The organism is Bacillus sp. Medicinal_06, assembly GCF_056711665.1.
On record NZ_JBWYHD010000007.1, the window covers coordinates 323522 to 336084 of the forward strand.

The following is a 12563-nucleotide window of genomic DNA, read 5'->3' on the forward strand; positions in this document are numbered from 1 at the left end:
AGGAACTGACCGCCTCTACCCATGAGCGGATGCTCTCTTCCACTACTTTATGCCGGCCTTTCCATGCGTATTTGTTGAGCTTGTGTTCTCGAATAATGAAGCAATCTCTACTGAATAATCTCCTTGTAGAATTCCCTTTTCAGTAATAATTCCAGTAATAAGATCATGCGGAGTTACATCAAATGCAGGATTATAAACACCGACGCCCTCTGGAGCAATTTGTTTTCCAAAAACCTTTGTAACTTCAGATTCATCGCGTTCTTCAATCACAATTTCAGCCCCTGTTTTCTTCGTAATATCAAATGTAGAAAGCGGAGCAGCAACATAGAAAGGAATATGAAAATATTTCGCTAGTATAGCTAAATTCAATGTCCCTATTTTATTTGCCGTATCACCGTTTGCAACAATTCGATCTGCTCCTACAATGATAGCAGAAATATTTTTTGTTCGAATCGCATGGGCTGCCATATTGTCTGTAATGAGCGTTACATCAACACCAGCTTGTTGCAATTCCCAGGCAGTAAGGCGCGCTCCTTGTAAAACCGGCCTTGTTTCACATGCATAAGCATGTAAGTTCACCCCATGCTCTTTTCCAATATAAAACGGAGCTAGCGCTGTTCCATAACGAGCTGTAGCAATACTTCCTGCATTACAAATCGTTAAAATGTGATCACCATCTTTAAATCTAGTTAAAGCATGCTCTCCTATGCTACGGCATACACTTTCATCTTCTTGCTGAATTTTAAGTGCTTCCTCTTCTAATATTTTCCTTGCTTCTTTAATAGTTGTTACTTGCTTGATAGAAGCAGTCATACGATCAATTGCCCAAAATAAATTAACAGCTGTCGGACGTGAGGTTGCTAAATAATTGCAATCTCTTTTAAATTGTTTTTCAAAGTCAGTGATATTCGCAGCATTATATTTTTTTGCGGCAAGTGCTAAACCAAAAGCGGCGGTAATACCAATTGCAGGTGCCCCGCGCACTTCTAACATAACAATACTTTTCCACACATCCTCAATACTGGTTAACGTTTTATATTCTACAACATGCGGTAATTTCGTTTGATTTAATAATGCAATAGAATCTCCTTTCCAGCTTATAGAACGCGGAATGGCAACTGTTGTCATCATGCTTTCACCTTCCCTGAAACAATATATTGAAATAACGTTTGGAACAATCGAGTATCTGCACCTGTCGTTTCATGTAACAATAGTTCTCTGCCCAAGTTTAATGCATGCTTTTTAGTTTGAATTCTTCTATTCTTATCCTGAATTCCATCTAAATCTGCTACGTGTGCTAATCCAATTGTTCGACGAATGACTTCACACCCAGCAAATCCAACTGCATCAGCAAAAATATTTTGCAGTACAATTGCAAGCCATTGTTTCTCCTTTGTATATGATTCTACTCCTTCTAGTACCCATAGCTTTGTAAATACTTCTACAAAATTACTCCATGTTTTTTCAATATGATAGAATAATACACTTCGCTTCTCTTCTCTTGATAGCGCATTTAATAATAAATTTGCTATAAATTGACCTAGATCAAATCCTAATGGCCCAAATGTTGCAAACTCTGGATCAATTATCTTTGTTTCAGAAGGTGATGAAAAAATACTACCTGTATGTAAATCGCCATGAATTAGTGCTTCTTTTCTCGTTAAAAATTTATATTTATACTGCGCTACTTGTAATTTCAATTTCTTATCACACCAAAGTTCATCTAATGTAGGCTGTAATTCTTTCTCATAATTATTTGTATCATAATTTCCAAACGGATCTGTAAACACAAGATCTTCTGTAATTTTGCAAAGATCAGGATTTACAAATTTTCCGTCTAGCACCCTTTTCTCTTCTGCTAATAGACCAAAATCTGACGTATAAAAAAGAACGTGTGCCAAAAAGCGTCCAATATGCTGGGATAAAAGTGGATAATCTTCCCCTTCAATCAAACCTTTACGAGTAATAGTAAGAGATGATAAATCCTCCATTACCGTTACAGCTAACTCTTCATCGTGACCATATACTTTCGGAACATATTCTGGTACATATTTCGCAAAAACTTGCAATGCTTGACTTTCAATTGTGGCTCTTCTTAGCGAAAGTGGCCAGCTTTCCCCAACGACTTTCGCATACGGGAGAGCTTGTTTTACAATGATACCGCGTTCTCCATCATGGAGCCGGAATACATAATTTAAATTCCCATCCCCTATTTCATGGCAAGTCACCTTTGCTTTTTGCTCAAAGTACCCCTGCTCTTTTACATACTCAACTGCTGTTTCTTTTGTTAATGAACAATATCCCATTTTTTATCCCCCTTTATTAAATTCAGAGGCTTTTCATTATAAGAAAAACCTCTTTCCATGAAGAAAGAGGTTTGAAGTTGATCTTCTCCCCTCTTATCTGTCAGAAAGCCATCCTTTCTGCTGGAATTAGCACCGTGCCTTTTTGGCGCATAAGCGCCCCATCTCACAATGGTATTACGGTCGGTTGCTGGGTTTCATCGGGCCAAATCCCTCCACCTGCTCTTGATAAGAGTTGCATGATTTATTCAAATTTTTAAGTTTCTGTTACAGAATATAACAAGAATAAAAATCATTTGTCAATATTTTTATTTATATAATTCCGGACGTCGATCAGCAAAAACAGGAATTCCCTTTCGTACTTCTTTAATTTTTTCTAACTCTACATTCCCATACAAAATAGACTCTTCTTCTCCTGCTTCTGCTACAATTTCTCCCCATGGATTAACAATTAGAGAATGTCCAGCAAACACATTATTTGGATCCTCTCCTGCTCTATTGCATGCAACCACATAACATTGATTTTCAATTGCTCTCGCTTGAAGAAGTAAGCGCCAATGAGCTAAGCGAACAAGCGGCCATTCTGCTACAACGAATAATACATTTACTCCTCTTACAGTATGAACACGCAGCCATTCTGGAAAACGAATATCGTAACAAATGACACCACCGCACTGTACACCATCCAATGTAAATTCTCCTGTTTTATCACCTGCTATTAAATAGTTATGTTCATTCATCAACTGGAACAAATGAACCTTACTATACTCACTTTGTAGTTTTCCTTCCCGATTCACTGTATACATCGTATTCATAACACCGTGCTTTGTTTGTTTCGCAATAGACCCCCCAACAATATTCACACAATATTGTTGGGCCCATTCTGAAAGAAGTTGCTTTGTTTGAATACCATCCCCATCTGCAATTTCCGGCACTCTCTCTAAATCATAACCAGTCGTCCAAAGTTCTGGTAATACGATAATGTCCGGGTTTCCTTGCATCGCTTCTTCTATTTTTTTCTTTGCATTTTCAATATTTATTTTTACATTACCAAAAGCAATATCCATTTGAATACATGCGACTTTCATTCTATCGACCCCATCTTCAATTATTTTTTCTTTACAAAAACTTAGAAAGGTTATATCATTTGTCACTAGAATTGTAACAACTTTCAAAAGAGGTGGAAAGTATGAAACATTTTCAACCTTCCGAGATTACAACATCATTACCAACACAATTTTTTGCTTCACTTGTTGCAAAAGTTAACAAAGTCGTTGAAGCAGGGCATGATGTTATCAATCTAGGTCAAGGCAATCCAGATCAACCAACACCGCCGCATATCGTAACAGCTTTACAACGTGCAGCAGAAAAAACAGTTCATCACAAATACCCGCCATTCCGCGGACATGAAAGCTTAAAAAAAGCCGTTGCGACATTCTATAAACGTGAATACGGAGTCAAAATAAACCCTAAAACAGAAGTCGCTATCTTATTTGGTGGTAAAGCAGGGCTGGTTGAACTACCGCTTTGTTTTACAAATCCTGGTGACACAATACTTGTACCTGATCCAGGATATCCTGACTATTTATCAGGCGTCGCTTTAGCGAAAGCAAAGTTTGAGACGATGCCATTATTAGCAGAAAATGATTTTTTACCGGATTACACTAAAATTAATGATGCTATTGCCAAACAAGCCAAATTGATGTTTTTAAATTATCCTAATAATCCAACTGGTGCTATTGCATCAAAAACGTTCTTTGAACAAACAATATCATTTGCACATGAAAATGATATTTTAGTAGTTCACGACTTCGCTTATGGAGCAATTGGCTTTGATGGCAACAAACCAACTAGCTTCTTACAAGCAAACGGCGCAAAAGATGTTGGCATTGAAATTTATACACTATCAAAAACATTTAATATGGCTGGCTGGCGTATCGCCTTTGCGATCGGTAACGAAAGTGTCATTGAAACAATTAATTTATTGCAAGATCATATGTATGTCAGCATTTTTGGTGCTGTGCAAGAGGCGGCTTGTGAGGCGCTATTAAGTTCACAATCTTGTGTAAATGAACTTGTAGAACGCTATGAATCACGGAGAAATGCACTCATTACAGCGTGCCGTTCAATTGGATGGGATGTTGTCGCACCGAAGGGATCATTTTTCGCATGGCTTCCTGTTCCTAATGAGTATACATCAGAACAATTTACTGACTTATTGTTAGAACAAGCACATGTAGCAGTTGCACCTGGAGTCGGATTCGGTGAACATGGCGAAGGCTACGTTCGTATTGGGTTATTACATACAGAAGAGCGATTACAAGAAGCTATTCAACGAATCCAGAAATTAAAAATTTTCAAAAAAACATTGACACTATAAAGAAACTCTGTCAAAATTCAGATATCGAAAAAATTTAAACATTTCTAAATACTTCTTATCAAGAGCAGGTGGAGGGACGAGCCCGACGAAACCCGGCAACCGATCTACAATTGTAGGCACGGTGCTAATTCTCGCAGCATTACGCTGACAGATAAGGAGCTGGTTGTAAAAAAACCTCTCCTTAGCTGAGAGGTTTTTTTATTTAACTAGGAGGTTATGAAAATGAGCGGAATAACAGCAACTTATTTAATCCATGATGATTCTCATAATGTAAACAAAAAAGCAGAACAAATTGCTCTCGGTTTGACAATTGGTTCATGGACCCATTTACCACACTTATTACAAGAACAATTAAAACAACATAAAGGCAATGTCATTCATGTCGAAAAGTTAGAAGAACAAGAACATGTAAATGCGTACCTTGGAAAAAAAGTAACGCGTGGACTCATTAAAATTCATTATCCATCACTAAATTTCAGTCCTGATTTACCGGCCATTTTAACAACAACATTTGGAAAATTATCATTAGATGGTGAAGTTAAATTAATTGATTTAACATTTTCAGATGACTTAAAAAAACATTTCCCTGGTCCTAAATTTGGTATTGAAGGTATTCGACATCTCTTACATATTCACGATCGTCCACTTCTAATGAGTATTTTCAAGGGAATGCTTGGACGTAATATCGGATATTTAAAAACTCAACTACGTGATCAAGCAATTGGCGGTGTAGATATTGTAAAAGATGATGAGATTTTATTTGAAAACTCATTAACGCCACTTACGAAACGAATTCATGCTGGAAAAGAAGTATTACAATCTGTATACGAAACATATGGTCATAAGACTTTATATGCAGTGAATTTAACGGGACGTACTTATGATTTAAAAGAACATGCCAAACGAGCAATTGAATCCGGTGCAGATATCCTACTTTTTAATGTCTTCGCGTACGGATTAGATGTACTACAATCACTTGCAGAGGATAAAGATATTTCTATTCCTATCATGGCTCATCCTGCTGTTAGCGGTGCTTATGCATCATCAAAATTATACGGATTTTCTTCACCATTGTTACTTGGAAAATTGCTTCGTTATGCTGGTGCAGACTTCTCTTTATTTCCATCGCCATACGGCAGTGTTGCATTAGAAAAAAAAGAAGCCCTTCTTATTACAGAAGCACTAACAAAAGAAGCTTCCGATTTAAAAAGAAGCTTCCCTGTTCCATCAGCTGGTATTCATCCTGGTTTTGTTCCATTTATCCTTCGCGATTTTGGCAAGGATGTTGTCATTAATGCAGGTGGTGGTATTCACGGTCATCCAAGCAGTGCACAAGGCGGAGGAAAAGCATTCCGAGCAGCAATTGATGCCGCTTTGCAAGGAACACCATTGCATGAAGTAGATAACACTGATTTACATGCTGCACTACAATTATGGGGAAATCCATCTTACGAGGTGAAACTATGAGTCTTCAAATTTTTTGTGACTTCGATGGTACGATTACGAACAATGATAATATCGTTGCCATTATGGAAAAATTCGCTCCACCAGAAGCTGAGGAAATAAAACGAAGGATATTATCACAAGATCTTTCTATTCAAGAAGGAGTCTCACAACTTTTTAAATTATTACCAACAACTTTGCATGATAATATCATCAAGTTCCTAAAAGAAACGGCTAGTATACGCACTGGTTTTGAAGAATTTTTACAGTTTATAAATGAAAATAATATTTCTTTTTATGTTATTTCTGGAGGAATGGATTTCTTCGTTCATCCCCTCTTAGAAGGACTCGTTCCAGAAAATCGAATTTATTGCAATAAAACTGATTTTTCTGAAGAATTCATCAAAGTAAAATGGCCACACCCTTGCGATGAACATTGTAATTATGCTTGTGGTCTTTGTAAATCAACATTAATTCGACATCTTAGCTCTAACGATGATCTTCATATTGTAATAGGCGACTCCATCACAGATTTACAAGCAGCCAAACAAGCCGACAAAGTATTCGCCCGGGATTTTCTTATTACAAAATGTGAAGAACACCATATTCCTTACACACCATTTGAAACATTTTATGATATTCAAACGGAATTACAGCACTTGTTGGAGGTAAAGCTATGAAACAACTTTTTCATCAATGGCATAACTTAAGTGAACTAAAAAAAGAATTAACCAATCGCAACTGGTTTCCAGCAACAAGTGGAAATATTTCTATAAAAGTAAATCACGAACCACTTACTTTTCTTATCTCAGCAAGCGGGAAGGATAAAACAAAAACAACACCTGATGATTTCCTATTAGTTGATTATCAAGGAAAACCAGTCTTAGATACCGATTTACGTCCTTCTGCCGAAACCATATTGCATACGCATATTTACAATCATACAAATGCTGGTTGCGTCCTACATGTCCATACAACTGATAATAATGTCATCACAAATTTATATAAAGAAGAAGTTATTCTTCGTAACCAAGAAATTATTAAAGCTCTTGATATTTGGGAAGAAGGTGCAACCATTCACATTCCAATTATTGAAAATGATGCCCACATCCCTTCGCTTGGGGAAAAATTCAAGAAGCACATCCATGAAGATTCAGGGGCTATATTAATCCGAAACCACGGTATTACCGTTTGGGGAAAAGATAGCTTTGATACAAAGAAACGATTAGAAGCATATGAGTTTTTATTCCAATTTCATATAAAACTATTATCAATTCAAGGAGGCGTTTCATATGGCGCAAATTCGTATTCATGAAATAAATACCCGCATTGAAAATGAAGTAGAAGTGAAGCAATTTTTACAAGGAGAAAACGTTTTATATGAGAAATGGGATATTTCAAAGCTTCCTGCTCATTTAAAAGAAAACTACTCCTTAACTGATGAAGACAAAAAAGAAATTTTAACAGTATTCTCTAAAGAAATTGTTGATGTTTCAGAACGTCGAGGTTATAAAGCACATGATGTTATTTCCCTTTCAAAGGCAACACCTAACCTCGATGAGTTATTAATTAACTTTAAACAAGAGCATCATCATACTGACGATGAAGTTCGTTTTATTGTCAGTGGGCATGGCATCTTTGCCATCCAAGACAAAGATGGTCGCTTCTTCGATGTTGAACTTGAGCCTGGTGATTTAATCTCTGTACCTGAAAATGCAAGACATTATTTCACATTACAAGATGATCGCCAAGTTGTAGCCATTCGTATCTTTGTTACAACGGAAGGTTGGGTTCCTATTTACTAAGGTAGTTAGTTGAATAAAAGGAATTGGACCCCCTTTTCCTTCCTTTTATTCACTCTACATATATACATCCTCCTATGGAACAGGCTTATTTCATATTTTTGAAATAAGCCTGCTTTTTTATTTTCTCCTACTTCGTAAATTCATCACCTAGAATGAATGATCCTCATTTTTTCTTTTTCCATTTTATCAAGTATATTTATCAATAATTTTTGAACATTTTTTGAACTTTTTCTGAAAATTCTGTTTAAATTGTGTTATAATACAAATAATAGAAAATGTATCGAAAAAACTGTAAAAAAAAGGAGGAAGAACATGAATTTAATTATAGCACTTATACTTGGGGTTACTTGTGGGGCTATTCCTGCTATTCTTGGGGCAATTATGGAGGAATTAGAAATTGGTATGTTAGGTTTTGTCGCATCTTCTGTAAGCGCTTTACTTTTTGGCTTGTACGGTGCTATTCCTGTCGCTATTCTCTTTTCATTATATATATTACGTCACGCTCGCACAAAACAATTCAATCGCAATCATATGGCCCAAATCATTCCATTTCCAATTGAACGCTCTCGTCGTGCTTCTAGCTTATAATCCATTACTATATCCTCTCCATACACCTACTTTCATGCAACCTACCTTTGTCAAAATGAGCCTCCAGCTTTCAAAAAAATATTTTAAACAAAATAAAAAAGTCCTCAAACAAGGACTTTTTTATTTATTATCTTCCAAAAACTGAAATAGTTCTTGTAAATGAAGAGCATCTTCTCCGTAGCTAACAGATACATAACATACGCCATCAATTTCAGCATGCATATAAAGATCGATACCTTCACGATCGTACTTTAAAGCTAAATAAAATTCCATTTCTTCTAGCATTTTCTTTGATGTTCGAATAACATAATGGTCATTCTCATCACGTCCATATTCAAATGTTGGCTCAAAATCATATTTTTGTTTAAATGCTGCTTGTTGTTTATCATTAATCGGCATACAAGTTGTACGCTGCACAGCATCAATCATTCCATCAAATTTTTCTAAATTCATCATATTACCCCCTTATGTATTTTTTATATAACACTTGTGTTCCACTGTCTTCCTCTCCTGCTTCTATTAATTGTACATATAAGTCTTTCGCGAGCGTTAAACCTGGTACAGGTAATTCTAACTTTTCAGCCTCATCTAATGCAATCTTCATATCCTTCATGAAGTGTTTTACATAAAACCCTGGTGCAAAGTCTTCCTTTAGCATACGCGGAGCTAAGTTACTTAATGACCAACTACCAGCTGCTCCAGTTGAGATACTTTGTAATACTTTATCTGGATCTAATCCTGCTTTCTTTGCATATGCTACCGCTTCACAAACTCCTATCATATTAGAAGCGATTGCAATTTGATTACACATTTTTGTATGCTGTCCACTTCCTGCCGGCCCTTGTAATTGAATGTTTTCCCCTAATATCTCAAATAACGGCAAACAAGCTTCATACACATCTTCATCTCCACCAATCATAATGGCAAGTTTTCCTTCTTTCGCTCCAATATCGCCTCCCGATACTGGTGCATCTAAAGTATGTACATTTTTTGTTTTTCCATCTTCATATATACGTTTTGCTAACGTTGGTGTCGATGTTGTAAAATCAATTGTAATTGTTCCTTCATTTGCATATTCTAGAATTCCCTCTGTTCCGAAATAAATTTCTTCTACATCATGCGGATATCCTACCATCGTCATAACAACATCTACATTCTTTACTAATTCTTTTGGTGAATCACACCAATGTGCTCCTTCATTTAATAAAGAAGTTGCTTTTTCTTTCGTACGGTTATATACATATACTGTATAACCACCTTGTAATAAATGATGTACCATACTTTTCCCCATAACACCTGTACCTATAAAACCTATTGATGAAATTACTTGTTTCATCTACTCATCCCCTTTTTTCTAATAAGTCACTTACCATTTTTCGAAATTCCTTATTGAAATCATCATTTATGCTATTTTGTACATTTGAAAATAAGATAACAAACGTTCTCTTATCTTTATTAAAATTATTAAATGTATTCCAACCAGCTACTACACCATGATTATGAAAATAATCAGAATAAATATAAAAACTCAATGCATACTTTTTTTCTGCTGAAGGTATAAACATTGCTTGTATACTTTTCTGTGAAAGAAGTTTTCCATTTATAATCGCTTCATCTAATTTCTTCATATCCCCAACTGTAGTATACATCTCGCCGCAGCCATATAGCCAGTTCATTGCTAATTTTGGAGCTGGTACAAGTATATTATTTTCCTTTTTATACCCTTTCGTGAAATGTCTCTCTCCTGGCGCCATTTTCCCCATACCTGACTCATGCATGCCTGCTCGCGCAAATATATTCTCATTTACATATTCCCCCAAAGACTTCTTAGATACATTTTCTATAATATAAGCAAGCACCATATAATTATAGTCAGTGTATTCCCAGCCAGTACCGGGTGGAAAAGCTACTTGCTGGTTTCCAATCCAAGTAACTAAAGCCAAACGGGATGCAGCATTCACTTTTCCTTTTCCCTTCCCTGGTAAACCAGAAGTGTGTGTGAGAAGGTGGTATAATGTAATATTTTTATCTGCGGGGAACGAAGGGATATATTTATTTACATTGTCCCGAATATTTACTTTCCCCTGCTCTTGCAACTGTAAAATGGATGTTGCCACAACAGTCTTAGTAATTGAACCGATGCGATATTTTGTTTGTGGTGTATTTTTAATTTTATTTTGCACATCCGCATATCCATAACCTTTATTGAGTAACACATGACCTTTATCCTTGACAAGAACCGTTCCATTAAAGTCTTTATCTATTAAATATTGATCTAACTTTTGTGCAATACTAGCATAATCAGTTGATGGTCGCTTTTTTTCTTCCAAATTATCCTGCAATTTAGATTTAACAGAAGGGATTGCCTTTGCTATTGGCGCTTTTGGCTTCTCCGGCGTATCCCAAAAATAGTACACAATTCCGCATACTAAAAAGCAACACAAGACCATCATAATCAATCTTTTTAACATTTAAAAACCTCCACAGTTACTTCATCATAAATGGCGCCCTCTTTCTATTATCAAACAACAGAAAAAAATCGCAACACTTTGTTGCGAAAAATTCACATTTTTTCTTCTCTATATAAACGTACTTGGTTTTTCCCATTCTTTTTCGCTTCATATAAAGCAATATCTGCTCGTTGCATCAATTCCTCTTTTGTAATTCCTTGCTCATATAAAGCAACTCCAAAACTTGCGGTTAATTTTGAAATACTAGAGAATTGTTTTGTTTCAATGAAAAAACGTAGCGATTCAGCAATTTGGAAAGCCTCTTTTTCCGTCGTATTTGTTGCTAATATAATAAATTTTTCTCCCCCCCACCGTGCCAGAATATGCTGAGATGCTATTTTAGATTTCATAAGTTCGGCTAATTGAATTAATGCTAAATCACCAAAATCATGTCCATATGTGTCATTCACTTTTTTAAAATCGTCTATATCAAAAAGAATAACCGCCATTGTTTGATTCATTCGTTTCTCACTTTTCCAGTTTTCTTCTAATAATTGTTGAAACTTCAAACGGTTGTATATTTCTGTTAAAGAATCAATTGCAGCAAGCTGTTCTTGCTCTTGATATAATTCATCTAATTCCGTAATATCGGTACACTTAACAATAAACCTAGACAAATCTTCTGGTACAGATACGGCACGTAATAAAAAAACGAACTCTTCACCTTCATAATTATACATTTTTATTTTTCTGGATTGCTCTAAAGAATCATCGAGCCAAGTTATATCGTGATTTGTTGTGTAATATCCATTCTCTTGAATAAAATGTTCCGCAAATACCATATGATTCTCACGGTATGAAAGTAAATTTTCATATCCAAAAAAACTTAAAAAGTTCGTATTACAGTCGACAATTTCATCATCTTCTACAATAAATAATAAATCATTTTGAAAATCAAACATCATTTGAAGAAGCTCTTGTTGAATAGTCAATTGCTGCAATAGTGATAATTGGTAAAGAGTTTTGTTTACCTCTTCTAGCACAACCTGCGGTGTAACAGGAGCCATCACAATATTACGTACCCCTATTGTAAGTAGATCTACAAATTTTGATGTCACCGGCTGATCCCAAATAATAATAAAAGAACTCATTGAATTATATATGTGTTTTATATACTCTACTTGTGCACCATTCGACACATAAATGATTACAATTTGTGGTCGCACTTTTTCATATAATAGTTCTCCTTCTTCAAAACTATTTGCTATAAACATACATTTGGGATGTATATTGTCAATCGTATACTGGTGATTACACCCTTCTTCTATATAAAGTACATTTACATGGAGATCTTGTAATACATTTTGAAAAACCGTATTCTCTAATAAAAAATGTAGTATGTTCACCACTGGTCTTCACTCACTTCATATATCCTGTTCTACTGAATTCTTCACTATCCTTTTCTATAAGGGACCGCTATCAAAAGAACCCGATTGATGAGGGCTGAGTATCAGCAGGAACGAAGAACCCTCCCACTGACAGGAGCTTCTCTTTACATATTTCTTTCTTAATCTGTGAATCATCTTTTTATTGT

13 protein-coding genes and 2 riboswitches are annotated in these 12563 nt (G+C 35.6%); of the genes, 6 read left to right on the forward strand and 7 right to left on the reverse strand.

Annotated features, from left to right (window positions below; all coding sequences use genetic code 11):
- Positions 1 to 42: 42 nt before the first annotated feature.
- The 3 genes from mtnA to AC1M36_RS19160 all read right to left on the reverse strand — a co-directional run bounded on the left by mtnA (position 43) and on the right by AC1M36_RS19160 (position 3478).
- A complete protein-coding gene (gene mtnA / locus AC1M36_RS19150) occupies positions 43 to 1131 on the reverse strand; it encodes an S-methyl-5-thioribose-1-phosphate isomerase (protein WP_336452163.1) in 1089 nt (362 codons plus the stop codon).
- Complete coding sequence (gene mtnK / locus AC1M36_RS19155) at positions 1128 to 2306, reverse strand: S-methyl-5-thioribose kinase (RefSeq protein WP_336452164.1); 1179 nt, start codon at positions 2304 to 2306, stop codon at positions 1128 to 1130. Before mtnK ends, mtnA begins: the two co-directional genes overlap by 4 nt.
- A 90-nt stretch (positions 2307 to 2396) precedes the next feature.
- Positions 2397 to 2538: riboswitch (SAM riboswitch) on the reverse strand.
- Positions 2539 to 2611: 73 nt separating this feature from the next.
- The gene (locus AC1M36_RS19160) at positions 2612 to 3478 is read right to left on the reverse strand and encodes a carbon-nitrogen family hydrolase (protein WP_336452165.1); all 867 of its coding nucleotides are present in this window, start codon (positions 3476 to 3478) and stop codon (positions 2612 to 2614) included.
- A gap of 14 nt (positions 3479 to 3492) precedes the next feature.
- Here AC1M36_RS19160 and AC1M36_RS19165 point away from each other — a divergent pair, with 14 nt between their 5' ends.
- The 6 genes from AC1M36_RS19165 (at position 3493) to AC1M36_RS19190 (ending at position 8519) form a co-directional block, all read left to right on the forward strand.
- A complete protein-coding gene (locus AC1M36_RS19165; protein WP_336452166.1) occupies positions 3493 to 4683 on the forward strand; it encodes a pyridoxal phosphate-dependent aminotransferase in 1191 nt (396 codons plus the stop codon).
- 52 nt (positions 4684 to 4735) lie between these two features.
- A riboswitch (SAM riboswitch) is annotated at positions 4736 to 4841 on the forward strand.
- Between the two features lie 64 nt (positions 4842 to 4905).
- Positions 4906 to 6150: a 2,3-diketo-5-methylthiopentyl-1-phosphate enolase gene (gene mtnW, locus AC1M36_RS19170; RefSeq protein WP_479846105.1), complete on the forward strand. Its 1245-nt coding sequence runs from the start codon at positions 4906 to 4908 to the stop codon at positions 6148 to 6150.
- The gene (locus AC1M36_RS19175; protein WP_336452168.1) at positions 6147 to 6806 is read left to right on the forward strand and encodes a 2-hydroxy-3-keto-5-methylthiopentenyl-1-phosphate phosphatase; all 660 of its coding nucleotides are present in this window, start codon (positions 6147 to 6149) and stop codon (positions 6804 to 6806) included. The genes mtnW and AC1M36_RS19175 overlap by 4 nt, the downstream gene beginning before the upstream one ends.
- Positions 6803 to 7441, forward strand: a complete 639-nt coding sequence (locus AC1M36_RS19180; RefSeq protein WP_336452169.1) for a methylthioribulose 1-phosphate dehydratase — start codon at positions 6803 to 6805, stop codon at positions 7439 to 7441. Before AC1M36_RS19175 ends, AC1M36_RS19180 begins: the two co-directional genes overlap by 4 nt.
- The gene (locus AC1M36_RS19185; protein WP_336452170.1) at positions 7419 to 7931 is read left to right on the forward strand and encodes a cupin domain-containing protein; all 513 of its coding nucleotides are present in this window, start codon (positions 7419 to 7421) and stop codon (positions 7929 to 7931) included. Before AC1M36_RS19180 ends, AC1M36_RS19185 begins: the two co-directional genes overlap by 23 nt.
- Positions 7932 to 8243: 312 nt before the next feature.
- Positions 8244 to 8519, forward strand: a complete 276-nt coding sequence (locus tag AC1M36_RS19190) for a hypothetical protein (RefSeq protein ID WP_241818003.1) — start codon at positions 8244 to 8246, stop codon at positions 8517 to 8519.
- A gap of 120 nt (positions 8520 to 8639) precedes the next feature.
- Here AC1M36_RS19190 and AC1M36_RS19195 read toward each other — a convergent pair whose 3' ends face one another.
- The 4 genes from AC1M36_RS19195 to AC1M36_RS19210 all read right to left on the reverse strand — a co-directional run bounded on the left by AC1M36_RS19195 (position 8640) and on the right by AC1M36_RS19210 (position 12375).
- Entirely contained in the window at positions 8640 to 8972 is a 333-nt protein-coding gene (locus AC1M36_RS19195; RefSeq protein ID WP_336452171.1) for a DUF3909 family protein, read from the reverse strand.
- Positions 8973 to 8976: 4 nt separating this feature from the next.
- Complete coding sequence (locus tag AC1M36_RS19200; RefSeq protein ID WP_336452172.1) at positions 8977 to 9855, reverse strand: NAD(P)-dependent oxidoreductase; 879 nt, start codon at positions 9853 to 9855, stop codon at positions 8977 to 8979.
- Positions 9856 to 9859: 4 nt separating this feature from the next.
- Positions 9860 to 10990: a serine hydrolase domain-containing protein gene (locus AC1M36_RS19205; RefSeq protein WP_336452173.1), complete on the reverse strand. Its 1131-nt coding sequence runs from the start codon at positions 10988 to 10990 to the stop codon at positions 9860 to 9862.
- Positions 10991 to 11082: 92 nt separating this feature from the next.
- A complete protein-coding gene (locus AC1M36_RS19210; RefSeq protein ID WP_336452220.1) occupies positions 11083 to 12375 on the reverse strand; it encodes a GGDEF domain-containing protein in 1293 nt (430 codons plus the stop codon).
- Positions 12376 to 12563 lie beyond the last annotated feature (188 nt).

Excerpts from the sequence above, each read along its gene's own strand:
- AC1M36_RS19195 (WP_336452171.1), bottom strand. The coding sequence starts at position 8,972 with ATGAATTTAGAAAAATTTGATGGAATGATTGATGCTGTGCAGCGTACA.
- AC1M36_RS19175 (WP_336452168.1), top strand. The coding sequence starts at position 6,147 with ATGAGTCTTCAAATTTTTTGTGACTTCGATGGTACGATTACGAACAAT.
- AC1M36_RS19185 (WP_336452170.1), top strand. The coding sequence starts at position 7,419 with ATGGCGCAAATTCGTATTCATGAAATAAATACCCGCATTGAAAATGAA.
- AC1M36_RS19200 (WP_336452172.1), bottom strand. The coding sequence starts at position 9,855 with ATGAAACAAGTAATTTCATCAATAGGTTTTATAGGTACAGGTGTTATG.
- mtnK (WP_336452164.1), bottom strand. The coding sequence starts at position 2,306 with ATGGGATATTGTTCATTAACAAAAGAAACAGCAGTTGAGTATGTAAAA.
- mtnW (WP_479846105.1), top strand. The coding sequence starts at position 4,906 with ATGAGCGGAATAACAGCAACTTATTTAATCCATGATGATTCTCATAAT.
- AC1M36_RS19180 (WP_336452169.1), top strand. The coding sequence starts at position 6,803 with ATGAAACAACTTTTTCATCAATGGCATAACTTAAGTGAACTAAAAAAA.
- AC1M36_RS19190 (WP_241818003.1), top strand. The coding sequence starts at position 8,244 with ATGAATTTAATTATAGCACTTATACTTGGGGTTACTTGTGGGGCTATT.
- AC1M36_RS19165 (WP_336452166.1), top strand. The coding sequence starts at position 3,493 with ATGAAACATTTTCAACCTTCCGAGATTACAACATCATTACCAACACAA.
- AC1M36_RS19205 (WP_336452173.1), bottom strand. The coding sequence starts at position 10,990 with ATGTTAAAAAGATTGATTATGATGGTCTTGTGTTGCTTTTTAGTATGC.
- mtnA (WP_336452163.1), bottom strand. The coding sequence starts at position 1,131 with ATGATGACAACAGTTGCCATTCCGCGTTCTATAAGCTGGAAAGGAGAT.